The sequence below is a fragment of the Burkholderia lata genome (genome assembly GCF_902499025.1).
GTDB lineage: Bacteria > Pseudomonadota > Gammaproteobacteria > Burkholderiales > Burkholderiaceae > Burkholderia > Burkholderia lata_C.
The window spans coordinates 1-21,998 of sequence record NZ_CABVPW010000045.1 but is presented as its reverse complement, the minus strand read 5'-3'; the positions used below and the strand labels follow the sequence as shown (position 1 = coordinate 21,998).

Genomic DNA, 21,998 nt, shown 5'->3' with positions numbered 1-21,998 from the left:
AAATCGCCGTCCTGACGTTTTTTTGCATTCGGAATATTGCGTCGCACCATCGCCGTGTGTATAGTTGGAACTGTCTCCTCCATGTCTCCTCCTGATATGGATTAAGCCCGTTCCGCTCTGCGTGAACGGGCTTTTTTTCGTCCGTCGATTGTGCCGCGTTCCGGCCGGCGGCGCAGGCGCGATGCGTCTACACTCGATGCTCGTGGACCGCGAAGGAGTGCCTGCCCATGAAACCGACCATCCGCGCGATCGATCACATCGTGCTGCGCGTGACCGACATGGCGGCGATGACGCGCTTTTACTGCGACGCCGTCGGCTGCCATGTGGAGAAGGAACAGCCCGATCTGGGTCTCGTCCAGTTGCGCGCCGGTGACGCGCTGATCGACCTGCTGTCGGTCGGCGGCCCGATCGACCGCCCCGACAGCGGCCCGCCGGGCACGGGACGCAATCTCGACCACCTGTGCCTGCGCGTCGAGCCGTTCGATCCCGACGCGTTGACCGCCCATTTCGCCGCGCATGGCGCACGGCCGGGCGCGCCCGCGGAACGCTACGGCGCCGGCGGCTACGGGCCGTCGATCTACCTGTTCGACCCGGAAGGCAACATGCTCGAATTCAAGGGGCCGCCGGCCGCGATCGGCTGAACGCGGCCGGCGCGCGGCGGGCCGTCACGCGTCCGCGCGCGCCTTCAGCACCGTCCATTCGACCGCGACCGGATCGTGGTCGGCGCTCGAGATCCACGCGGCGCCGTCCTGCACCGTGCATTGCAGGCGCATCGTGCGCTCCGCGAGTTTCCCGAGCGCGGCCGCGACACCGTCGTTCAGCGACAGCACCTGCACGTTGCGCAGCCGCTCGACCTTGCTGCGCACACCCTGCCACCAGATATCCGACGTCTTGCCGCCGTACGCGATCACCGTGACCTGCCCGGCGCGGCCCGCCGCCTTCGAGATGCGCCGCTCGTCGGGCTGGCCGGCTTCGATCCAGACGTCGATCGCGCCCGTCAGGTCCTTCTGCCACAGGTCGGGCTCGTCGACGTCCGACAGCCCCTTGCAGAATTCGAGCCGCTCGTGCGCGAACAGCGCGAACGCGACGATGCGCACCATCATCCGGTCGTCGGTTTCCGACGGATGGCGCGCCACCGTCAGCGCGTGATCGGCGTAGTAGTGCCGATCCATGTCGGCGATTTGCAGTTCGGCTTTGTAGATCGTGGATTTCAGCGCCATGCGGAGTCGGCCCGGGCGGGCATTCGGTTCGGTCGGGCCGTGATGATACCGAATGCGCGCCGTCCGGCGCGTGTCACGCGCCACCCACAGCGCAACGGCCCGGCATGTGCCGGGCCGTGTTCGGTTCGCGCCGCCGGCTCATCAGGCCGGCGCGCTCGCGCGTCGTGCGACTGCGCGGTGAAGGGACGGTTACTGCTTGACGAAGCGCGAATCGGTCCAGAGACCCTGCTGGTCGCTGTTGTCGGCGCTGACGAACTGCACGTCGCCCTGGTCGACCGACACCACGCGGAAGCGCTGGCCTTCCGGCACCGACAGGCAACGGTAGTCGTCGAAGTATTGCTGCTTCGCCTGCGACTTGCCGTCACGCTCGTGACTCAGTACGGAGTCCAGATTGTCTTTCGACAGGCAGCCCCATGCGTTCTTCGTCAGCTGGATTTCCTGCGTCGGCTTGACGGACGAATCGCCGCCGGCCTGGGCAATCGACACCGCGCAAAATGCGCCGACGAGGGCAAAAAGGATACCGGTACGCTTCATCATGTTCTGTCTCCAGGCTTGCGGGCACCAGGCTCGGGTTAGCTATGTGTTTAAAGGTGATCGTGAACCCGCGTTTTTCACTTTAGAAGACCGGCAAGCGATAGCAAGCACATTTGTTGTGCGACCGCAATAGCGGCGGATTGTCGCACCCCGCGCGCAGCGCGTTTTTCGCGCCTGGCGCAGGTGGGACGACGCGCACCGCATGGCGGACAGGCCCGCACCGTCGGGCGGAAAGCGTTACTCAGCAAGACTTTCAGAAAAGTTACAATGCGGCGATTGAACGGTTTGGATAATCCATTTCGCTATCCGGATCATTTTGATGCGCCGCACATAAAGTCATCCGAAACGATTCGACTTTACCGCAACGCGGAATCGCATTTACCTGATACAAGAAAAATGCCAGGTATAAGCGAATCCGTATTTATCCGTACTTCTCCGCATGGTTTCAGCGCCCGCGGAACCCCCGCCGCAAGCGCCTTTCGTCAGCGTGTTTACCCTGCTTTATTCAGGCCGGGTTGCTGACGCTCGAAATAATCGCGCTGGAAAATGCACATGCGATAAGCGTTGTGATACGCGCCGTTTCCGAAAAATTCTTCCTTCAATTCGGCCTCGTGCTGGAATCCGCATTTCTCGTAAACGTGAATCGCCGCCGCATTCGACGTATCGACGATCAGGTACAGCTTGCGCATGTTCAGCACCTTGAACGCGTACTCGATCGCGAGGCGCGTCGCCTGGCCCGCATAGCCGCGTCCCTGGCATTGCGGCGCGATGATGATCTGAAACTCGCCGCGGCGATGGATGTAGTCGAGCTCGATCAGCTCGACGAGGCCGACCAGTTCACCTTGCGCATCGACCGTGACGAAACGGCGCTCGCGCTGGTCGTGCACGTGGCGGTCGTACAGTTGTGACAGTTCCGAGAAGGTTTCGTACGGCTCCTCGAACCAGTAGCGCATGATCTTTGCGTCGTTGTTCAGCTCGTGGACGAAGCGCAGGTCCTGGCGCTCCAGCGGCCGAAGCGCGAGCGTGTTGGTATCGTTCTGGAGTTGCATGGTCATGTCCTTTTTGATGCCCGCGCACGTGCGGCAAGGCCGCATCCGGGCCTGTTCCGCACTGTAAGAAATTGAACGCGGGCGAAGTTCAGAGCCTAGAATGGGAGCAAGGGTTCCTGCCACCGCGAGGAGGCTATCGTGTTCGAGCAAGTCATACTCGGAATATTCCTCGTGCTGCCGCTCGTCATCGTAGCGGCGCTGTTTTCCGACGAGCTTTGGCAGGAACATCGGCGTCAGCATCCGCGCGACGAAAACGCACCGCACATCGACTGGAAGCATCCGTGGCGCCGCGTGCGACGCGAGCCTTGAGTCGATTGCCGCTCATTCGCGGGGCGCGCCGGCCTGGCCGCCCTGGAATGTGAACGCGCGACGCGCCCCGTCAAGCACCCGAATTCCGCCTCGATTCGAATACCACTCAAGCCACCCAACCCGCTCACTCCGCGAGACGCCGCCGTGAACGACCAGCCCGCCCAGCCTCCGCACGACATTCCCAGCGAAACGATCGACCTGCAGATCGCCGACGTGCTGGCGGCCGTCCGCTACCCGGCGAACAAGGATGCGATCGTCGATGCCGCGCGCGACGCCGGCGCCAGCAACGAAGTGCTGTCGATGCTCGACGGCCTGCCCGAACAGGACTACGCGGACGTGAACGCCGTCACGCAGTGGGTCGCCGGCAACTTCGGTCCCGGCCTCGGGGTTTGAGCGCGCACCCATAACGCGATAGGATCAGGCCGCACCGGTCGCGCAGCGGCCGGCTACCTGTCGCCCGGCGCAAGACCGGGCGTTTCCGCCTACGTGCCCGGGGAACACCATGGAAGGCATCCTGATCCAGCACACGACACGCCGTCAGCTCTGGTTCGGCGCACTGACGGCGCTCGTCATCGTGCTCGCGCTCGGGATCGCCGCACCGCACGCGAACGTCCCGCTGCCGGCCGTCGAGCCGTTCATGCCGATGTGCGCGCTCACCGTGTTCACCACCGCGAGCATCGCGGCGTTCTTTCTCGGCGCGCAGTTCACCGTGACGCGCCAGCCGGTGCTCGGCGCGCTCGGCGGCGCCTACGCGTTCACCGCGCTCGCCGTCGCATTGCAGCTGCTCACCTTTCCCGGCGTGTTCGCGCCGCACGGGCTGTTCGGCGCGCAACCGCAAAGCGCCGCGTGGATGTGGATCTTCTGGCATGCCGGCTTCCCGAGTTTCGTGATGGTCGCGCTGCTCGCGCGCGAGCGGCTGGCGCGCGCACCGATCGGCGCGCGGCAGACACGCTGGTGGACGCTCGCGCTGATCGGCGGGCCGGCTGTCGTCGCCGGGCTGCTGTGTCTGTTCGTGCTGAATGTATCGCTGCCGCCCGCGTTTCATCCGCCGGGCGACGCGGCCGTGCTGCCCGTCAACGCCGTCGCGCTGGTCGTGTGGCTGCTCAATGCGCTGGCGCTCGTTGCCGTGCTGGCCACCGGCCGGCTGCGCACGACGCTCGACCTGTGGCTCGCGATCGCGGTGCTCGCGTGCCTCACCGACACGACGCTGAACCTGATGAGCACCAATCGCTTCACGGTCGGCTGGTATCTCGCGCGCGTGTTCAGCATGTTCACGCCGGGCGTGCTCGTGTGCGTGCTCGCGTGGGAAGTGACGATGCTGTACCAGCGGTTGCTCGAGGCACACGCGACGCTGATCCGTTCGTCCGCGCGCGACGGCCTGACGGGCGCGTTCAACCGCATGCACTTCAACGACCATTTCCACACGCTGTTCCTGCAGGCGCGCCGGCAAGGCGAACCGCTGTCGCTGCTGATGGTCGACGTCGACCGCTTCAAGGCATACAACGATGCGTTCGGTCACGTGAAGGGTGACGCATGCCTGATCGCGGTCGCGAACGCGCTGGCCGGCGCGGTGCGGCGGCCAGCAGACATCGTCGCGCGTTACGGCGGCGAGGAGTTCGCGATCGTGCTGCCGAACACGGGAGCGCGCGGCGCGCGGGTAGTCGCCGAGGAAGTGCGCGAAGCGGTGCTGCGGCTCGATCTCGCGATGCCGACGGCACCCGCCGGGCGCGTGAGCGTGAGCGTCGGCTGCGCGACCGTGTCGGCCGACGATCTGTCGACGCCCGATGCGTTGATCGAAGCTGCCGATGCCGCGCTATATCGTGCGAAGGATACGGGGCGAAACAGGGTCGTCACCGCCTGAAAACGTCTGCGGTTTCAGCGATTCTTCGGGAATTTGTTACGGTCATTGTGACCGGAATAATCCGCCGTTACGGATTGCGGAACAGGGATACGATCGCTTACAGCCGGTGTTGCGGCCGCTCGCTATGCTGGGTTTCATATTGAACCCGAGCAGGTGAACGCGATGAAAAAGACCCTTTTGCTGATTGCCGGCGTCGCCGTGCTGTTGAGCGGCTGTATCGTGGTGCCTGACGGCGGCGGGTATTACGGTGGTGGCGGGTATTACCATCACCGTCATTGGGATTAAGGCAGGTGAGGGTCCGGACGAGTCGAGCCGGACCCGCACACGCGATCAGGCCGGCGTGGTCAGCTCGGCATGCGTCAGAAATATCTGTAGCGCTGCTCGCGTTTCGTAGTGAAGACGCTCGAGACGCGCATCCTTCTCCGCGTCTTCGATCAGATTGCTTTCGGCATCGAATTGGTAGGGCTCCCCCAGCAGTTCGGCCATGTCGATCTGGAAGTACGTGCAGTCCCCGTACGGCCGCTTGCCATCGATGTAGGGCAGAGGCCAGAAGTCATCCATCTCCAGCACCGCGTCGATCGAGTAATCGTCGAGCGTTCTCCAGACGGTCCCCCGCAGGATCGCGAGATGCTCGGCGCGAAATTCGAAACGCCCCGACGCATCGACACCGCTTTCCGGGTAATCGAACGCATCGCGCAATGCCTCCGGGATCACGTATTGCCCAGGCGCCAACTCGCCCGCGACCGTGACGAATTCGGGTATGACGTGGCCAAGTTCTGCCAGCGTGCGAATGGCCAGCACGTCATCGTCGGTTTCGAGGATCGCCTTGGCGAGATCGATCGTCGCACCGTCTCCAGTCAGCGGCTGCTCGGGAACGATGGCCGGCGCGCCCGATTCAACCGGCAGCCAACCGACGCGCAGCTTTCTCATCAACGCGACGTGACGAGGCGTCAGGTCGGGATACGGCGCGTCGTCGGCAAAGACGGCGCGAAGAATGGCGTTGCGTTCAGTCGGATTAATTGGCATCGGAGCCCTCGGTGTAATGCGCACGGCCAGCGTCGGCAGCGCGACGGGATTCAACTTCGGCAGACGCCGGCGATTGGCGCGCGACGTCCGATCGCAAATTCAGGCAGCGCCCGCGGTCAGCGGTGGCGGATAGGCGGAAGGCGACAGGTTCCGGATGACCATGCGGTCAAGCTCGGCTCGTGCATGTACGATTGTCGCGTCGGCAGCGACGATTTTCTTCTGGTGACGGTATCTCGCCACGAGAACCGCACCGATTATCACGAGACCGAAAACGACATTCTCGACGGCCGGGGCATTGTCCGCCATCTTGCCGGCCATGATGCCGAGGATCGAGCCGCCCATCGCGCCGAATACGGCCGCGAAAATGCCGTCGATGATCCAGTTTTTCGACGGGTATTTGAGCCGGGCAACATTGAGCGCGACGACGGCTTCCACCATGCCCTCGACCTTGCCTCGCATCGCATCAAGGTCCTCTTCGATGCGCGCCATCAGGTGCTCGGCACGCTCCTTGTCCGATCTGGCGAGCACACCGGCATTCGAATAGGTCAGCAGGATGCGGTCCAGTTCCGTCCATGCAGCCTCCAGATCGGTTGAAACCAGACCTTCTTCCCGTAGATAGCGCCACCCGGCATCGACGTCGTTGAGATCAACGTACGTGCCGTACGACGCACAGCACTCGAAAACCGCAAATGCCCGGCGTATTTCAAGTCCCGTGGTGAAGTTGTCATTGGCTCGCGAGCGCTGGCTTTTCGCCATGTCGATCGTCGAGTCACCTGACGACTCGCTGCGTTTTCCAAATCCGAATCCCATGCATGCCCTCTCTTTGTTTTGAGGCCGGGATTTATTGTATCGAGATTGCCCGGCCGGCCAATTTTACGACAGGCTGCATGATGCGAACGGGAGAGCGATCGTGATCGGGTGTCTCGATTAAGAGCGAATGACGAGCCACGAAGGACTGTCGAACTTCGAATACGCGGGCATTCGATACAGAACTGGACCGATCCACCACCTTGCCAAGAAAAAATAAAAAATCGCCGCTCTTTTGGGTATCGATATACCTATCGATGACCTCATGATCTCGAGGCGCCCAGACGGCCCAAAAATCTCCAAGAATATTTAGTCCGAAACTCAATCATGCCAACAAATATTTCGAATTAATCCGATTGATTTCTCAGGTCTGATCACGCTAGCGTAACAGGCATCGCGTACACCGCTCAACATCACCGGATCTAAAACTGAAATGCCACCAAGCAAAGAAAAAATCCCTTATTTCACAATAAATAAAATATTTTGGAAGTGGAAGCTTCATGATGGCGCTGATGGATGCAAGATCGTTCCAAACATCGCGCTATCCATGGAGAAACCTCCGCCACCGCTTCCGATGCAACAAAAATCGAGCGCAGCCAAACCCAAACAAGCCCCCGCCACGCCAAAGCGCGACTCGCTTGACAAAATTGTTGATAACTTGGAATTAGCCGGCAAGGCGCTGGGACACTTTCAAGCATGGCTCAATGCTCCAGCCCCTCCCAAACCAGTCATCGCTAAAATAAAAAATGGCGATTCAGCACCAGCATTCGATATTCAAGAGATTCCCGCAGCGATGCGAAAAATATACCTGCCGACATCTGCCAAGTTCATGGAACGTTGGTTTTCCGGGAGGTTAAATTACTCACGAACCTCTTCGGATGAGTCATCAGAAATCAATCAAGATGGAAAACCATATCCACCCGACATGTACGACATGTCCACCGTTAAATTGGATTGGATTCTGCGCTTCCCCCGAGCGAAGCGGCAATTCGACCACCTCATCAATGAAATGATTCGCTCACCAAAATCCAGAAGCCAGCTTCACAAAATTCTGGCCCCGCATAAAGACTGTGCAGCGAGACTCTACACCGACGACATATGTGGCGATGATCTTCGTGATTTGCACCGAAGATTTCAATTTCAATACTCAAAAGTAGACAGCACGTTCGGGCAAAAAATTGAAACTCAACTGGACGCGCATCTTCGCAACGATGGCGTGCCTGACGACCTATCCGGAGCACTCGGCTCCTTCAACATATATGCGGCACTCGGAAGCGCGCGCTTCTCGTGGGACGTGGATTCACATAGAACAACGGCCGAAGTGACCGGAGTGTGGGTGTATGTGAAAGACAACTATACATTTACCGACAAATCCGGTGAGCGATCTCAATATTTAGGGCATTGGAGTAGCGACGGCGTCATCATTGTTCCATATAGTGCACTCTCTGCATTCTCGAACTCCGAGCATATCCCATATGTCAAATACGCCGTCGCCAGAGGTGATTCACTCATTAAAGGGAACGTCTACTACCCGGTCGAGAACATCGATTTTCGGAGATGGTCTGAAATACATGGCAGAGGCGGTGACTTTATCATCTACTCCGACAAAAAATACATTCCAATCTCCCCTCCCATTGGAATTCCACTATGATCAAATTCAACGACGAATCATGAAGATTTCCCTGAAAATTACTTGCACACTACTCACCATGGCACTGGTCGGAATCTTTGCCTTTGATCGAACGCCTCGAGGGGAAGAGTGTAGAACGTCGACATCTCCAGATGGAATATATCTCGCCGACCTGTGCCTTTTAGATTGGGTTCCGGGTGGAGATTCTCGGTATGTTGGTCGCGTATACTTCGCACAAACCGGGAGAGTGATGGCTCAGCACACATTCAGCACACCTACTCCAGAAATTTCCTGGAATAGTTACAACGATGTCTACGTGTCCTTTTCAAAAGGTGACGGCGGAGATAGTTCTGTATATATATCGCTGCCGCCAACGCTCCTCGATCGGATGCTGGCGGCACGTCCGCACCTGTAAATACACAGTACCGATCTGGCTGTCAGCCGTCACGTCGATGCAGGCATGTTCTATTGCCGGAAAATGACTCTGCCATTCCCGGTCTGCAATCATTTTCGCTTCTATTTCCCGATACAGAACCTGCTGAAAATCACCCCCAGCAGATCGTCCGAAGTGAACTCTCCGGTAATCGCATTGAGCTGCTCCTGAGCAAGCCGCAGCTCCTCGGCAAACAGATCGAGCGACTGCGCGCGCTGCTCCGCATGATCCGCAGCCTGCGCCAGATGCTCCTGCGCGGCCCGCAGCGCGATCAGATGCCGCTCGCGCGCGAGATACACACCTTCCGCCCCCGCCTGCCACCCGGCGATCCGAAGCAGCTCCGCGCGCAGCATGTCGATCCCGTCGCCGCGCTTCGCCGACAGATGCACCTCGGTCAGATCGCCTTCCGCCGCCGGATGCTCGACACACGCCGCCACTCCGGTCAGATCCGTCTTGTTCAGCACGCGCACCACCGGCACGCCGCCCGGAAACCGCGCCGCGATCGTCTCGTCATCCGCCGTCATCCCGGTGCGCGAATCCAGCAGATGCAGCACGACATCCGCCCGCTCGATCTCGCTCCACGTGCGCGCGATACCGATCCGCTCGACCTCGTCCTCCGTCTCGCGCAGCCCGGCCGTATCGATGATGTGCAGCGGAATCCCTTCGACCTGGATCGTCTGCGCGACCTTGTCGCGCGTCGTGCCCGCGATCGGCGTGACGATCGCCAGCTCCGCGCCGGCCAGCGCATTCAGCAGCGACGACTTGCCGACGTTCGGCTGCCCCGCAAGCACGACCGACAGCCCTTCGCGCAGCAACGCCCCCTGCCGCGCATCGCCCAGCACGTGCGCGAGCTGCGCTCGAATCTTCGCGAGCTTGCCGCGCGCGTCGGCCGCTTCCAGGAAATCGATCTCTTCTTCCGGAAAATCGAGCGTCGCCTCGACCAGCATCCGCAGCGTGATCACGTCTTCGACGAGCGCATGGATCTGCCGCGAAAACGCGCCGTCGAGCGAACGTCCGGCCGAACGCGCCGCGGCTTCGGTGCTCGCCTCGATCAGGTCGGCAACGGCCTCGGCCTGCGCGAGATCGAGCTTGTCGTTCAGGAACGCGCGTCGCGTGAATTCGCCCGGCTCCGCGAGCCGCAGCCCGAAGCCACGCCCCGCATCCAGGCAGCGCTGCAGCAGCAGCTGCATCACGATCGGCCCGCCGTGCCCCTGCAGCTCGAGCACATGCTCGCCGGTGTACGAATGCGGCGCCGGGAAGTACAGCGCGATCCCGCGGTCGAGCGGCGCGCCGTGCTCGTCGAGGAACGGCACGTAGCTCGCATGGCGCGGTGCGAGCTTCTGCCCGCACAACGCGTCGATCAGCGGCAACGCGGCCGCCTCGCCGCCGCGCCCGAACGACACGCGGACGACCCCGATGCCACCCCGGCCGGCAGCAGTGGCAATGGCGACGATCGGATCGGAATCGGTAGCGAGCATGGGAATCGGATGAATTGGATGAATCGGGTGATCAATGAATATGGTGCGCCCGCGCAACACTTCGGGCATCGGAACGCCGGCATTGTAGCGTGCCGGCACACACGCCACCGGCCGCCGCGCAGGATTCGGACGCGCCCGAATTTATCCCGCCGGGGATAAGCCGAGTATCAGCCCAGCGCAATGTCACAGCCACCGCTTCGGACGAGTATGCCTGCTGGGGCGGCCCAACGCTGTGGCCCTCAATTCCATCACCCACCCCGATCAAGACCGGGATTCGTCTGAACGAGATACGTTTAGCCTGAATGGTTGTCTGGGACACGGCGGTGGAATTGCACAATCTCCCCCATGCCGACATCCGAAGAAAAAGCCGCGTTCTCGGAACGCCTGAAATTCGCCCTGCGGCGCAGCCCGGAGAAGGTCACCGGTGCGACGGAGCTGGCGAACCGATTCAATCTGCGCCATCGCGGAGCGCAGCCCGTTTCGCCGCAAACCGCGCACAAATGGCTGACGGGCCGCACGATTCCGACGTCGGACAAACTCGCCACGCTCGCCGAATGGCTGCGTGTCGAAGTCCACTGGCTGCATTACGGCCCGTCGCCGAGCGTGATCGAACACCCGACGCCGCAGCCGCTGCCGCGCGACGAACGCTATCCGCCGACGCCCGAGACGATCGAACTCGCGTCGAAGATCGAAGCGCTGTCGCCGCATCATCGCTACCTCGTGCAGGAACTGGTCGAGCAGTTCTACGGCGACTCGGGCGAAGCGAAGAAGGGCTGAACCCGCACCACCTGACCAGCAAAAAGCAAAAAGCCGCATGGGCGAACCATGCGGCTTTTTTCATGCATCGCGGGGCGAACGCGCCGCCCCGCGTGTGCAACGGGCGTCAGGCCGGTTTCTTCTTGGCCCCGCCGAGCTTGCGCGTGATGTAGTACTGCTGTGCGATCGACAGCACGTTGTTCACGACGTAGTACAGCACGAGGCCGGCCGGGAAGAAGAAGAACATCACCGAGAACGCGATCGGCATGAACTTCATCATCTTCGCCTGGACGGGGTCCGGCGGCGTCGGGTTCAGGCTCGTCTGCACGTACATCGACACGGCCATCAGCACCGGCAGGATGAAGAACGGATCGCGCTGCGACAGGTCGTGAATCCACAGAACCCACGGCGCGCCGCGCATTTCGACCGATGCGAGCAGCACCCAGTACAGCGAGATGAACACCGGGATCTGGATCACGACCGGCAGGCAGCCGCCGAACGGATTGACCTTCTCGGTCTTGTACAGCTCCATCAGCGCCGAGTTCATCTTCTGCGGATCGCTCTTGAAGCGTTCGCGCAGCGCCTGCATGCGCGGCGTGATTTCCTTCATGCGCGCCATCGACTTGTAGCTCGCAGCCGACAGCGGGAAGAACACGGCCTTGATCAGCAGCGTGAGCAGCACGATCGACCAGCCCCAGTTGCCGATGTAGCTGTGGATCTTCTCGAGCAGCCAGAACAGCGGCTTCGCGATGATCGTCACCCAGCCGTAGTCCTTCACGAGTTCCAGGCCCGGCGCGATGCCTTCGAGCATGCGCTCTTCTTCCGGACCGGCGAACAGGCGTGCCTGCACGTCGGCCGACTGGCCCGGTGCGATCGCGGCGACCGGCTGCTTCACGCCGACGCGGTACAGCGTCGGATCGATCTTTTCAGCGTAGATGTCGCGCTTCACGCCCTGCTGCGGAATCCAGGCCGACGCGAAGTAGTGCTGCACCATCGCGACCCAGCCGTTGTCGGCGGAGGTCACGTAGTCGGCCTTGTTCTTGTCGAGGTCGCTGAAGTTGATCTTCTGGAAGTGCTTCGCGTCCGTGTAGACCGCCGGCCCAAGGAACGTGTGCGAGAACATCGGCGTTTCGACGGCCGTGTTGTCGCGCACCAGTTCCATGTAGACCGTCGGCGTGACAGGTGCCGTGCCGACGTTGTCGATCTTGGTGTCGACGCCGATCACGTAGCTGCCGCGCGTGAACGTGTAGGTCTTCACGACCTTCACGCCGCCCTTCACCGGCGATTCGAACGACAGCTTCAGCGCGTTCTGGTCACCCGTCAGCGACGTCGAGCCGGGGTTCAGCTGCGTGTAGACGTCGTTGTGGTTCGGGAAATCGCCGCCGAGCAGGCCCGAGCGTGCGAGATACGTGTGGCCGGCCGTGTGGTCGAACAGCGTGATGTACAGGTCGGGCTGCTTGCCATCGCCCTGCTTCTTCAGCGTCAGCTTCGCGAGCGTGCCGCCGCGCGTGTCGATTTCGCCGTCGTACACGTCGGTCGAGAACTTCACGAGCTGCGCCTGGGCGGCCGGTGCCGTCGTCGACGGTGCGGCGCCGGCTGCGGCGGCAGGTACTTCACCTGCGGTCGTCGTCGTCGCGCCCGTGCCCGATGCACCGCCGGCAGCGGCCGCGGGGGCCGTCTGCGTGGCACTCGGGAAGAACATCGACGGGCGTCCATGGGACCGCTGCCAGTTGTCGTACAGCATGACAGCTGACATGAAGAAGATCACCCATAGGACGGTGCGTTTGATATCCATGCGTTGTCTCAGAGTCGATGGGACCGCGCGTCGGCTTCGCCGCTAGCGCGAGTGTCGGAGTTGGGCGGCGGGACGAGGTCGATGCCGCCCGCGGAAAACGGATGGCATCGGCACACGCGCCTGACGGCGAGATACGTGCCGCGCGCGGCGCCATGATACTGGATTGCCTCGCGCGCGTAATCCGAACAGGAAGGATAAAAACGGCAACGGTTGCCGAGCATAGGGCTCACGGCAACCTTGTAGAAGCGCAGCAAGGCGATCAATACCGTTTCCATACCTTGGGCGGCGCCGTACGACGCCGCGTCAAAACCGGCCGGGCAGGCGCGAACGCCGCACCGCGGACGGATGCGTCACTCGGACGCGGGCTTCGACGCACGGCGAGCGATCTCCCGGACTGCCCTGTCGAGCAGTTCGCGGATCTCGGCCGCGCACATCGCCGCGAGCGGGGCGGAAGCCGCGCTCGGCAGCGCTTTCTTGTCGAAGCGCGTGTGCTGCCGCAGCAGCAGGTCGTAACCGGCGAATTCGGCCCGGCGCAGGCGAAACTGATCGCGCGCCAACCGCTTCACGAGGTTACGAGTAACCGCACGCGGCGCATACTTCTTGCCGACGACGAGCCCCAGACGCGCGGGCTGACCGGTCGGCTTGCCGTAAATCACGAAGTGCGCGGAGCGCCGCCAGGGACGCAAACGAAAAACGGATGAAAATTCATCCGTTTTCAGAAGTCGCGCAGCTTTCGGGAAGGCGGCTTTCGTCTGCGACGGATTCGCACCCGGCTCGACGGCACCTTCCGCAGGACTGCGGACGGCGGACACAGCGCGCAACCTGCCTTAGATGGCGAGGCGCTTGCGGCCCTTCGCGCGGCGAGCGTTGATGACCTTGCGGCCACCTGCCGTCTTCATACGGACACGGAAGCCATGGGTGCGCTTGCGGCGCGTCACGGACGGTTGGTAAGTACGTTTCATGATGTTCTCACTTGTTCGAGAATGTCGAAATTCAGGGGACCGCGTGCCCTAACCGGAGGCATTCGGGCGAACGCAATCGCCGGGAATACAGGATTGGTTTTCGCGGAACCCGCTATTTAAACCGTTTTTCTGTTGACGGTCAATACTTTAGGAGTCGCTCGCCTGTGCCCGCCCCAGGCGATCCGGCCCCGCGCCCCACACAACCGGCCTGTGGATAACTCGCTCTGTGGCCGCGTTTGGCGGTAGAATCTCGCCTTATCTCCAAGAATCCCGCACGCCGCTTCGGCTCGCGCCTGCCCCTCCACGACTGTGACGCAGGCGTCCGAGGCACGCTCGCACGACCGCTTCGGGCCTTGTTGCGCTACCGCGACAAGGGCGCCGGCGAGCCGCGCTGTGCACGCAAAAAACGACAGTTACTTGATGAACGATTTCTGGCAACACTGTTCCGCACTGCTGGAGCGCGAGCTGACGCCCCAGCAGTACGTGACGTGGATCAAACCCTTGGCCCCGGTGGCCTTCGATGCGTCGGCGAACACGCTGTCCATCGCCGCGCCGAACCGCTTCAAGCTGGACTGGGTCAAGAGCCAGTTTTCGGGACGGATCACCGATCTGGCCCGCGAATTCTGGAACACGCCGATCGAAGTCCAGTTCGTCCTCGATCCGAAGGCAGGCATGCGCAGCGCCGCCGCCAGTGCAGCACCGGCCGCTCCGCGCGCACCGCTGGCCCCGACCGGCCCCGCCGCGACGGTGGCCGCGATCGCGGCCAACCTGGCCGCGAATGCTTCGGCTGCGCCCGCCGCGCCGGCCGCCGTGCCGATGACGCCGTCGGCAGCCGCCGCGCATCACCTGAACGCCGACGACGCCGACATCGACCTGCCGAGCCTGCCCGCGCACGAAGCGGCTGCCGGCCGCCGCACGTGGCGCCCGGGCCCGGGTGCCGCGCCGGCTAACGGCGGCGAAGCCGATTCGATGTACGAGCGCTCGAAGCTGAACCCCGTGCTCACGTTCGACAACTTCGTGACCGGTAAGGCGAACCAGCTGGCCCGCGCCGCCGCGATCCAGGTCGCGGACAACCCCGGCATCTCGTACAACCCGCTGTTCCTGTACGGCGGCGTCGGCCTCGGCAAGACCCACCTGATCCACGCGATCGGCAACCAGCTGCTGCTGGACAAGGCCGGCGCGCGCATTCGCTACATCCACGCCGAGCAATACGTGTCGGATGTGGTGAAGGCGTACCAGCGCAAGGCGTTCGACGACTTCAAGCGCTACTACCACTCGCTCGACCTGCTGCTGATCGACGATATCCAGTTCTTCTCCGGCAAGTCGCGCACGCAAGAGGAATTCTTCTACGCGTTCGAGGCGCTGGTCGCGAACAAGGCGCAGGTGATCATCACCAGCGACACGTATCCGAAGGAGATTTCGGGCATCGACGATCGCCTGATCTCGCGCTTCGACTCGGGCCTCACCGTCGCGATCGAGCCGCCCGAGCTGGAAATGCGCGTCGCGATTTTGATGCGCAAGGCGCAGTCGGAAGGCGTGAACCTGTCGGAAGACGTCGCGTTCTTCGTCGCGAAGCACCTGCGCTCGAACGTGCGCGAACTCGAAGGCGCGCTGCGCAAGATCCTCGCGTATTCGAAGTTCCACGGCCGCGAGATCTCGATCGAGCTGACCAAGGAAGCGCTGAAGGACCTGCTGACCGTGCAGAACCGGCAGATTTCGGTCGAGAACATCCAGAAGACCGTCGCCGACTTCTACAACATCAAGGTCGCCGACATGTATTCGAAGAAGCGTCCCGCGAACATCGCGCGGCCGCGGCAGATCGCGATGTATCTCGCGAAGGAACTCACGCAGAAGAGCCTGCCGGAAATCGGCGAGCTGTTCGGCGGGCGCGACCACACCACCGTGCTGCATGCGGTGCGCAAGATCGCCGATGAGCGCAGCAAGGACGCGCAGCTCAATCACGAGCTGCACGTGCTGGAACAGACGCTGAAGGGCTGAGCGCGCGGCGCGCTTGATAATTCGGCCTCCGCCCCAATTTAAGGGGGGCGGTTCGGTTTTGAGGCACAATACTGGTTTGACCGCCCCGGTGGTGGCGGGCCAAGAGCCCGGCTGGCGGGGCGCTGCGAGGCTGCTGCGCTGCAGGCCGTTACTCAACGAAGGAACTCTATGCAACTGGTCAAGACCGAACGAGACACCCTCCTCAGGCCGCTGCAAACGGTCAGCGGCATCGTCGAACGCCGCCATACGTTGCCGATCCTCGCCAACCTGCTGATCACCAAGAACGGCTCGGACGTTTCGTTCCTGTCGACCGACCTGGAACTGCAGATCACCACGCGCGCCGATTTCGGCGTCGGCGGCGACCAGGTCGCGACCACCGTCGCGGCGCGCAAGCTGCTCGACATCCTGCGCGCGATGCCTGACGGCCAGGTCACGCTGTCGCTCGCCGACAAGCGCCTCACCGTTCAATCCGGCAAGAGCCGTTTCGCACTCCAGACGCTGGCGGCCGACGAGTTCCCGACCGTCGCGCAGGCGAAGGATTTCGGCGCAACCCTGACCGTCCCGCAGAAGTCGTTCCGCCAGCTGCTCGGCATGGTGCACTTCGCGATGGCGCAGCAGGACATTCGCTACTACCTGAACGGCATGCTGCTCGTCGTCGACGGCGACCAGCTGATGGCCGTGGCCACCGACGGCCACCGCCTCGCGTTCTCGTCGATGAAGCTCGAAGGCGGCACGTTCGGCCGCCAGGAAGTCATCGTGCCGCGCAAGACGATTCTCGAGCTGCAACGCCTGCTCGAAGACATCGACGACACCGTCACCATCGACATCGCGCAAACCCAGGCCAAGTTCACGTTCGGCCAGGTCGAGCTCGTGTCGAAACTCGTCGAGGGCAAGTTCCCCGACTTCCAGCGCGTGATCCCGAAGGCGCACAAGAATTCGTTCGAGATCGGCCGTGAAGAGCTGCAGCGTTCGCTGCAACGCGCGGCGATTCTGACCTCGGACAAGTTCAAGGGCGTGCGCTGCATCATCGCGCCCGGCCAGCTGAAGATCATGTCGACCAACGCCGATCAGGAAGAGGCGCAGGAAGAACTGGAAATCGCCTACCAGGGCGATACCGTCGACATCGGCTTCAACGTCACGTATCTGCTCGACGTACTCGCGAACCTGAAGGTCGACACCGTGCAGGTGAGCCTCGGCGACGCCAGCTCGAGCGCGCTGATCACGGTGCCCGAGAACGAAGAGTTCAAGTATGTCGTGATGCCGATGCGCATCTGACGCGCGCGACATCAAGACACACACCAGGGGGCGGCAAGCCCCTTTGGCGTTTTTATGGCGAACCGACAACCCGTCCCTTTGGTGCCCTAACGGCGCCTCGGACGGGCCAGGAAAACTGGAGCGGCCCGGCGTTTTCGCAAGGAAACGCACCGCGCCGCCGCTTGAGTGGCCTCGCAGAACCGGAAGATATCCATGAGTGAACAGCACAATCCGCAACCCGATAACAGCAGCTACGGCGCTTCGTCGATCCAGATCCTCGAAGGTCTGGAAGCGGTGCGCAAGCGCCCCGGGATGTACATCGGCGACACGTCGGACGGCACCGGTCTGCATCACCTCGTGTTCGAGGTGCTCGACAACTCGATCGACGAAGCGTTGGCCGGGTACTGCAACGACATCCACGTGACGATTCACGCCGACAACTCGATTTCCGTGACCGACAACGGCCGCGGGATTCCGACCGACGTGAAGATGAACGACAAGCACGAGCCGAAGCGTAGTGCTGCGGAAATCGTGATGACCGAGCTGCATGCCGGCGGCAAGTTCGACCAGAACAGCTACAAGGTTTCCGGTGGCCTGCACGGCGTGGGCGTGTCGTGCGTGAACGCACTGTCGAGCTGGCTGCGCCTCACGGTGCGCCGCGACGGCAAGAAGCGGTTCATGGAGTTCCACCGTGGCGTCGCGCAGGATCGCGTGCTCGAGACGGTGGACGGCGTCGAAGTGTCGCCGATGCTGGTGACGGGTGACACCGAGAACCGCGGCACCGAAGTGCACTTCATGGCCGATCCGACGATTTTCGGCACGGTCGAGTATCACTACGACATCCTCGCGAAGCGGATGCGCGAGCTTTCGTTCCTGAACAACGGTGTGCGGATCCGCTTGACCGATCTGCGTTCGGGCAAGGAAGACGATTTCGCGTTCGCCGGCGGTGTGAAGGGTTTCGTCGAGTACATCAACAAGACGAAGACCAACCTGCACCCGACGATTTTCTTCGCCAACGGCGAGAAGGATGGTGTTGGTGTCGAAGTCGCGATGCAGTGGAACGACAGCTACAACGAGAACGTGCTGTGCTTCACGAACAACATTCCGCAGCGCGACGGCGGGACGCACTTGACCGGCCTGCGCGCCGCGATGACGCGCGTCATCAACAAGTACATCACCGACAACGAAATCGCGAAGAAGGCGAAGGTCGAGACGACCGGCGACGACATGCGCGAAGGGCTGTCGTGCGTGCTCTCCGTGAAGGTGCCGGAGCCGAAGTTCAGCTCGCAGACGAAGGACAAGCTGGTGTCGTCCGAAGTGCGTGCGCCGGTTGAAGAAGTTGTGGCGAAGGCGCTGGAAGAATTCCTTTTGGAAACGCCGATCGACGCGAAGATCATCTGCGGGAAGATCGTCGAAGCCGCGCGTGCGCGTGATGCTGCGCGGAAGGCGCGTGAGATGACGCGCCGCAAGGGCGTGCTCGACGGCGTCGGCCTGCCCGGCAAGCTCGCGGACTGCCAGGAGAAAGACCCGGCGAAGTGCGAAATCTACATCGTCGAGGGTGACTCGGCAGGTGGGTCGGCCAAGCAAGGCCGTGACCGGAAGTTCCAGGCAATCCTGCCGCTGCGCGGCAAGGTGCTGAACGTCGAGAAGGCGCGCTACGACAAGCTGCTGTCGTCGGAGCAGATCGTCACGCTCGTGACCGCGCTTGGGTGCGGGATCGGCAAAGAGGATTACAACCTCGACAAGCTCCGCTATCACCGCATCATCATCATGACCGACGCGGACGTGGACGGTGCGCACATCCGGACGCTGCTGCTCACGTTCCTCTATCGCCAAATGCCGGACATGATCGAGCGCGGGTACGTGTATATCGCGCAGCCGCCGCTTTACAAGATCAAGGCGGGCAAGGACGAGCGGTATCTGAAGGATGACGTGGAGCTCAACGCGCACATGCTGCGGTTGGCGCTGCAAGGGTCGGAGCTGGTGCCTGGTGAGAATGCGGCCGTGATTTCGGGCGATGCGCTTGGAGAGCTGGCGCGGTCGTATCTGCTGTCGAAGAGCGTGATCGAGCGGTTGAGCCGGTTGTATGACCCGGCCGCGCTTGAAGCGGTCATGGACGGTGTGGTGATCGATCTTTCCAATGAGGCTTCGACGGAGGCTTCGGCTAAGGCGCTGCACGCTGCGTTGCATGATGAAGCGCTGAAGAACGAAGTGCGCGTGGTGCCTTCGTATGACCCGGTTCGCGAACAGCGGTCGCTGCATGTCGAGCGTACGCATCACGGCAACGTGCGGGTTTCGGTCATCGACCAGGAATTCCAGCACACGGCGGATTATCAGCAGCTCGTGACCACCGCGAATACGTTCAAGGGGCTCATCGGGGAAGGTGCAGTCATCAAGCGCGGTGAGCGCAGCATGGCTGTGACGAACTTCAAGAGCGCGATGAAGTGGCTGCTGGCGGATGCGGAGCGGAACGTTTCGAAGCAGCGGTATAAGGGGCTCGGCGAGATGAACCCCGGGCAGCTGTGGGAAACGACGATGGATCCGGCGGTGCGACGCCTGCTGCGCGTGCAGATCGAAGACGCGATTGCTGCGGATGGGATCTTTACTACGCTGATGGGGGATGACGTCGAGCCGCGGCGGGCGTTTATCGAGTCGAATGCGTTGCGGGCGGGGAATATTGACGTTTGAGCTTTGTGTTGTTTCTCGGAATAGATGGCCGAATTCTCGCAAAGTTGTCCGAGTGGGGGGGCGTGCGGACACAGGTCGCGAGGCAAGGCACAAGGCTCACTTCTATGGCGAGCGAGTAGAGCGGTAACGGCCGTGCCGACAATCGGGTGACCGGTGAGGTCACGTCAACTCCTCGCCGCTCAAGCAACTAGTGGTCTTTCGTTGCTACGTGGTTTGGGTGCAAGTCTGACAAGTGACACGCCGTTCACTCAATAATCGTGAAGTAACTTAGGTGACACCGCGAAAGTAACCGCCTAGGGCGGCGACTGGACCGAATGCCGGGATAACATTTGCGCCTCTTCGCCCCCGCAGGTATCTAGGCACGCCTACTCCGGGGGCACCGGGAAAGGTGTGATGGATTAGGTGGATAACTGTCGCCCTTGTTTCTGATCAGTCCACAGCCGATCGAGTGCTTCCAGTTCGAAACGTTCAGCTCGGCTTGCGCTGAGTTGATCACGGATCGACTGAAAAACAGTGTAGTCATCGGCTACTGCTGCTAGCCGAGCCCTGTTAACTTGAAGGGGGATGTTATTGGTTAGCGGCCCAGCGACAGAAATCCTTAGCGCCTCCGCAGCTTGCGCTTTCGCGTCAGCGCGCGACTTGCCAATAAGCGAGTGGTAAACGCACTCGAAATACATGCCCAACGAGTGTTGATCGTCCAGTGTGGTCTTATCTGTCAGTAGTTGGACTGCTGCATCCGCACGCCCCTCACTTTTCAGGACTTCGGCCTCCATCGTTACAAAAATGGGGTCCGAATTATTTTCCGCCGCTCGCAACGCCTTTTCAAATGCTTGGCGGGCTTTATATGTGGTCGCCGAGTTACGCCCGTATATTTTTACCAACGTCATCGCCGCTTTGGCTTGATTGGGATACAGGTCGAATAGCGGTTGGAGTAAATTAACGGCGTCATCAGCTTTACCCAAGCGCTGGAGAGCCCCGCCATCCATCGCAAGCAACTCCGGCTCCTCCGGGTAATGTTGCAAAGCCTTTGCCAAAACCTTCCTCTCTTCTTCAATTGCGCCCTGATATTGGAGCGCGCGAGCCAAGTCCAAGTATGCACGAAGGGGGGGGAGTTTGACGGAGCCTGCAACACGCCTCAATAGCACTTCGGCAGCATCATACTCATGCAACCCTAGATGAATTCTTCCACGTAGGCCCGCGGCGTGAGGATCGTTGACATCCACCCCAAGGCTTTCGAATTTCTTTGCTGCTTCGTCGTACTTCCGAATCCAGATGAGCGCAGCGATGTACGATAGCTTCATTCCATTGGCACGAGGGTAGAGATCGAAGAGTCGGGTAAATTCTTGGTCACCCCCGGGTCTTTCCCCTGTCCGCACCATGCACGACGCCCTATGCATAAGCGCGTCTTCGGTAAGAGTTCCCACCGATGCAGCAAAATTATAGAGTTCTAGCGCACGATCATGGCGACGAATTCGGAAGCAATAGTTAGCAGAACCAACAAGCTCACGGAAATAATACGCGCCCAACAAAGGTTGAAGAGATTCTGATGAAAGAAGCCGATGAAAGTAGCTTTCCCGAATCCATTTTGGATCGTCGTCGTCTCGGTAGAGCGAAACATACTCATCCGCAAGTTTCCCATGCAGCTCTGCTGATGCGGTATCCGGGCTCGTACGTCGTCGAAATAATTCAAGGGTGGAGACGAGTACATCCCATCGGTGATCATCGATGGCATAGAGCGCAGAACTCGCTAACCCTGCCTCGACTGAATCTTTTGACGACAGTCGTTCCAACGACTTCTGAGGAAACGGAATGCGTAGCTGGACTGCAATATCGACCGCAGCCGAAGATGTTTCGTTAACCAAGCGCCCCCAAAGCTCAACGAATAGCTTCTCTTCCAACTCTAGGAGGAACCGTTCGTCATCCAGCATTCCCGCACCCTGCGTTCGTAGAACGTCAGCAGCAAGTCGAGTCGCGAGGGGATGTCGACTAATCGCCGAAATGAGAGCCTCTGGATAAGTAGTAATCTTTAAAGATTTTCGATCTACCCGATCGTCCAAAACGTTGATTACCGTGTTGTCCGACGCAAAACGGCGAAGCTGAACGATGAAGGGATTGAGTTGCCTGTTGATTTCCACCGAGTCTTAACCCACCGATTTCATCTAAATCTGACCCACCCTGAGACAGCGTAGTACATCTAT

Annotated in this window: 20 protein-coding genes; 9 read left to right on the top strand and 11 right to left on the bottom strand. The window is 61.3% G+C overall.

The features are described 5' to 3' along the window. Positions 1-227 precede the first annotated feature (227 nt). On the top strand, positions 228-641 hold the full coding sequence (locus tag BDI24065_RS33710) for a VOC family protein (protein WP_011353604.1): 414 nt from the start codon (positions 228-230) through the stop codon (positions 639-641). Positions 642-665: 24 nt separating this feature from the next. Here BDI24065_RS33710 and BDI24065_RS33705 read toward each other — a convergent pair whose 3' ends face one another. The 3 genes from BDI24065_RS33705 to speG all read right to left on the bottom strand — a co-directional run bounded on the left by BDI24065_RS33705 (position 666) and on the right by speG (position 2,803). Next, positions 666-1,220, bottom strand: a complete 555-nt coding sequence (locus tag BDI24065_RS33705) for a YaeQ family protein (RefSeq protein ID WP_039364653.1) — start codon at positions 1,218-1,220, stop codon at positions 666-668. Between the two features lie 189 nt (positions 1,221-1,409). Beyond that, positions 1,410-1,757, bottom strand: coding sequence for a surface attachment protein Sap1 (gene sap1, locus BDI24065_RS33700; RefSeq protein ID WP_175015660.1), 348 nt, complete (start codon positions 1,755-1,757; stop codon positions 1,410-1,412). Between the two features lie 488 nt (positions 1,758-2,245). After that, positions 2,246-2,803: a spermidine N1-acetyltransferase gene (gene speG / locus BDI24065_RS33695; protein ID WP_175034831.1), complete on the bottom strand. Its 558-nt coding sequence runs from the start codon at positions 2,801-2,803 to the stop codon at positions 2,246-2,248. Positions 2,804-3,256: 453 nt separating this feature from the next. Between speG and BDI24065_RS33690 the strand changes: the two genes are divergently transcribed. The 3 genes from BDI24065_RS33690 (at position 3,257) to BDI24065_RS41425 (ending at position 5,258) form a co-directional block, all read left to right on the top strand. Next, entirely contained in the window at positions 3,257-3,505 is a 249-nt protein-coding gene (locus BDI24065_RS33690; RefSeq protein WP_046544145.1) for a DUF2795 domain-containing protein, read from the top strand. Between the two features lie 109 nt (positions 3,506-3,614). After that, on the top strand, positions 3,615-4,973 hold the full coding sequence (locus BDI24065_RS33685) for a GGDEF domain-containing protein (RefSeq protein WP_175034830.1): 1,359 nt from the start codon (positions 3,615-3,617) through the stop codon (positions 4,971-4,973). A gap of 162 nt (positions 4,974-5,135) precedes the next feature. Beyond that, complete coding sequence (locus BDI24065_RS41425) at positions 5,136-5,258, top strand: hypothetical protein (protein ID WP_021157980.1); 123 nt, start codon at positions 5,136-5,138, stop codon at positions 5,256-5,258. Between the two features lie 45 nt (positions 5,259-5,303). Here the strand turns inward: BDI24065_RS41425 and BDI24065_RS33680 are convergent, their stop codons facing one another. Both BDI24065_RS33680 and BDI24065_RS33675 read right to left on the bottom strand, forming a co-directional pair. Then, a complete protein-coding gene (locus tag BDI24065_RS33680) occupies positions 5,304-6,053 on the bottom strand; it encodes a hypothetical protein (RefSeq protein WP_254609911.1) in 750 nt (249 codons plus the stop codon). A gap of 45 nt (positions 6,054-6,098) precedes the next feature. Beyond that, on the bottom strand, positions 6,099-6,809 hold the full coding sequence (locus BDI24065_RS33675; protein ID WP_175034829.1) for a hypothetical protein: 711 nt from the start codon (positions 6,807-6,809) through the stop codon (positions 6,099-6,101). Between the two features lie 430 nt (positions 6,810-7,239). Here BDI24065_RS33675 and BDI24065_RS33670 point away from each other — a divergent pair, with 430 nt between their 5' ends. Further along, positions 7,240-8,457 (top strand): DUF6402 family protein, encoded by a 1,218-nt coding sequence (locus BDI24065_RS33670; RefSeq protein ID WP_175034828.1) that lies wholly within the window; start codon positions 7,240-7,242, stop codon positions 8,455-8,457. 495 nt (positions 8,458-8,952) lie between these two features. Here the strand turns inward: BDI24065_RS33670 and mnmE are convergent, their stop codons facing one another. Next, positions 8,953-10,347: a tRNA uridine-5-carboxymethylaminomethyl(34) synthesis GTPase MnmE gene (gene mnmE / locus BDI24065_RS33665; protein ID WP_175005091.1), complete on the bottom strand. Its 1,395-nt coding sequence runs from the start codon at positions 10,345-10,347 to the stop codon at positions 8,953-8,955. Positions 10,348-10,692: 345 nt separating this feature from the next. On the opposite strand from mnmE, the gene BDI24065_RS33660 reads away from it, so the two are divergent. After that, complete coding sequence (locus BDI24065_RS33660) at positions 10,693-11,124, top strand: transcriptional regulator (RefSeq protein ID WP_047852380.1); 432 nt, start codon at positions 10,693-10,695, stop codon at positions 11,122-11,124. Positions 11,125-11,230: 106 nt separating this feature from the next. Here BDI24065_RS33660 and yidC read toward each other — a convergent pair whose 3' ends face one another. The 4 genes from yidC to rpmH all read right to left on the bottom strand — a co-directional run bounded on the left by yidC (position 11,231) and on the right by rpmH (position 13,860). Continuing rightward, entirely contained in the window at positions 11,231-12,898 is a 1,668-nt protein-coding gene (gene yidC / locus BDI24065_RS33655; RefSeq protein WP_175034827.1) for a membrane protein insertase YidC, read from the bottom strand. Between the two features lie 8 nt (positions 12,899-12,906). Beyond that, positions 12,907-13,173: a membrane protein insertion efficiency factor YidD gene (gene yidD, locus BDI24065_RS33650; protein ID WP_059232865.1), complete on the bottom strand. Its 267-nt coding sequence runs from the start codon at positions 13,171-13,173 to the stop codon at positions 12,907-12,909. Between the two features lie 75 nt (positions 13,174-13,248). Further along, on the bottom strand, positions 13,249-13,710 hold the full coding sequence (rnpA, locus tag BDI24065_RS33645; RefSeq protein ID WP_039364627.1) for a ribonuclease P protein component: 462 nt from the start codon (positions 13,708-13,710) through the stop codon (positions 13,249-13,251). 15 nt (positions 13,711-13,725) lie between these two features. Further along, positions 13,726-13,860, bottom strand: coding sequence for a 50S ribosomal protein L34 (rpmH, locus tag BDI24065_RS33640; protein WP_004198824.1), 135 nt, complete (start codon positions 13,858-13,860; stop codon positions 13,726-13,728). A gap of 420 nt (positions 13,861-14,280) precedes the next feature. Here rpmH and dnaA point away from each other — a divergent pair, with 420 nt between their 5' ends. From dnaA to gyrB, 3 genes are all read left to right on the top strand, one after another. Next, complete coding sequence (dnaA, locus tag BDI24065_RS33635; RefSeq protein ID WP_217481841.1) at positions 14,281-15,858, top strand: chromosomal replication initiator protein DnaA; 1,578 nt, start codon at positions 14,281-14,283, stop codon at positions 15,856-15,858. Between the two features lie 168 nt (positions 15,859-16,026). Then, positions 16,027-17,133, top strand: a complete 1,107-nt coding sequence (gene dnaN, locus BDI24065_RS33630; RefSeq protein ID WP_122943982.1) for a DNA polymerase III subunit beta — start codon at positions 16,027-16,029, stop codon at positions 17,131-17,133. A 192-nt stretch (positions 17,134-17,325) separates the two neighbouring features. After that, positions 17,326-19,800: a DNA topoisomerase (ATP-hydrolyzing) subunit B gene (gene gyrB / locus BDI24065_RS33625; RefSeq protein ID WP_175034825.1), complete on the top strand. Its 2,475-nt coding sequence runs from the start codon at positions 17,326-17,328 to the stop codon at positions 19,798-19,800. Positions 19,801-20,198: 398 nt separating this feature from the next. On the opposite strand, the gene BDI24065_RS33620 is transcribed toward gyrB, so the two are convergent. Continuing rightward, a complete protein-coding gene (locus BDI24065_RS33620; RefSeq protein ID WP_175034824.1) occupies positions 20,199-21,935 on the bottom strand; it encodes a tetratricopeptide repeat protein in 1,737 nt (578 codons plus the stop codon). Positions 21,936-21,998 lie beyond the last annotated feature (63 nt).

What these genes read in the sequence shown, in the direction of transcription:
- rpmH (WP_004198824.1), bottom strand. Translation starts at nt 13,860, where the DNA reads ATGAAACGTACTTACCAACCGTCCGTGACGCGCCGCAAGCGCACCCAT.
- dnaN (WP_122943982.1), top strand. Translation starts at nt 16,027, where the DNA reads ATGCAACTGGTCAAGACCGAACGAGACACCCTCCTCAGGCCGCTGCAA.
- speG (WP_175034831.1), bottom strand. Translation starts at nt 2,803, where the DNA reads ATGCAACTCCAGAACGATACCAACACGCTCGCGCTTCGGCCGCTGGAG.
- BDI24065_RS33670 (WP_175034828.1), top strand. Translation starts at nt 7,240, where the DNA reads ATGCCACCAAGCAAAGAAAAAATCCCTTATTTCACAATAAATAAAATA.
- BDI24065_RS33710 (WP_011353604.1), top strand. Translation starts at nt 228, where the DNA reads ATGAAACCGACCATCCGCGCGATCGATCACATCGTGCTGCGCGTGACC.
- BDI24065_RS33685 (WP_175034830.1), top strand. Translation starts at nt 3,615, where the DNA reads ATGGAAGGCATCCTGATCCAGCACACGACACGCCGTCAGCTCTGGTTC.
- BDI24065_RS41425 (WP_021157980.1), top strand. Translation starts at nt 5,136, where the DNA reads ATGAAAAAGACCCTTTTGCTGATTGCCGGCGTCGCCGTGCTGTTGAGC.
- gyrB (WP_175034825.1), top strand. Translation starts at nt 17,326, where the DNA reads ATGAGTGAACAGCACAATCCGCAACCCGATAACAGCAGCTACGGCGCT.
- BDI24065_RS33675 (WP_175034829.1), bottom strand. Translation starts at nt 6,809, where the DNA reads ATGGGATTCGGATTTGGAAAACGCAGCGAGTCGTCAGGTGACTCGACG.
- yidD (WP_059232865.1), bottom strand. Translation starts at nt 13,173, where the DNA reads ATGGAAACGGTATTGATCGCCTTGCTGCGCTTCTACAAGGTTGCCGTG.
- dnaA (WP_217481841.1), top strand. Translation starts at nt 14,281, where the DNA reads ATGAACGATTTCTGGCAACACTGTTCCGCACTGCTGGAGCGCGAGCTG.
- BDI24065_RS33660 (WP_047852380.1), top strand. Translation starts at nt 10,693, where the DNA reads ATGCCGACATCCGAAGAAAAAGCCGCGTTCTCGGAACGCCTGAAATTC.
- BDI24065_RS33705 (WP_039364653.1), bottom strand. Translation starts at nt 1,220, where the DNA reads ATGGCGCTGAAATCCACGATCTACAAAGCCGAACTGCAAATCGCCGAC.
- mnmE (WP_175005091.1), bottom strand. Translation starts at nt 10,347, where the DNA reads ATGCTCGCTACCGATTCCGATCCGATCGTCGCCATTGCCACTGCTGCC.
- sap1 (WP_175015660.1), bottom strand. Translation starts at nt 1,757, where the DNA reads ATGATGAAGCGTACCGGTATCCTTTTTGCCCTCGTCGGCGCATTTTGC.
- yidC (WP_175034827.1), bottom strand. Translation starts at nt 12,898, where the DNA reads ATGGATATCAAACGCACCGTCCTATGGGTGATCTTCTTCATGTCAGCT.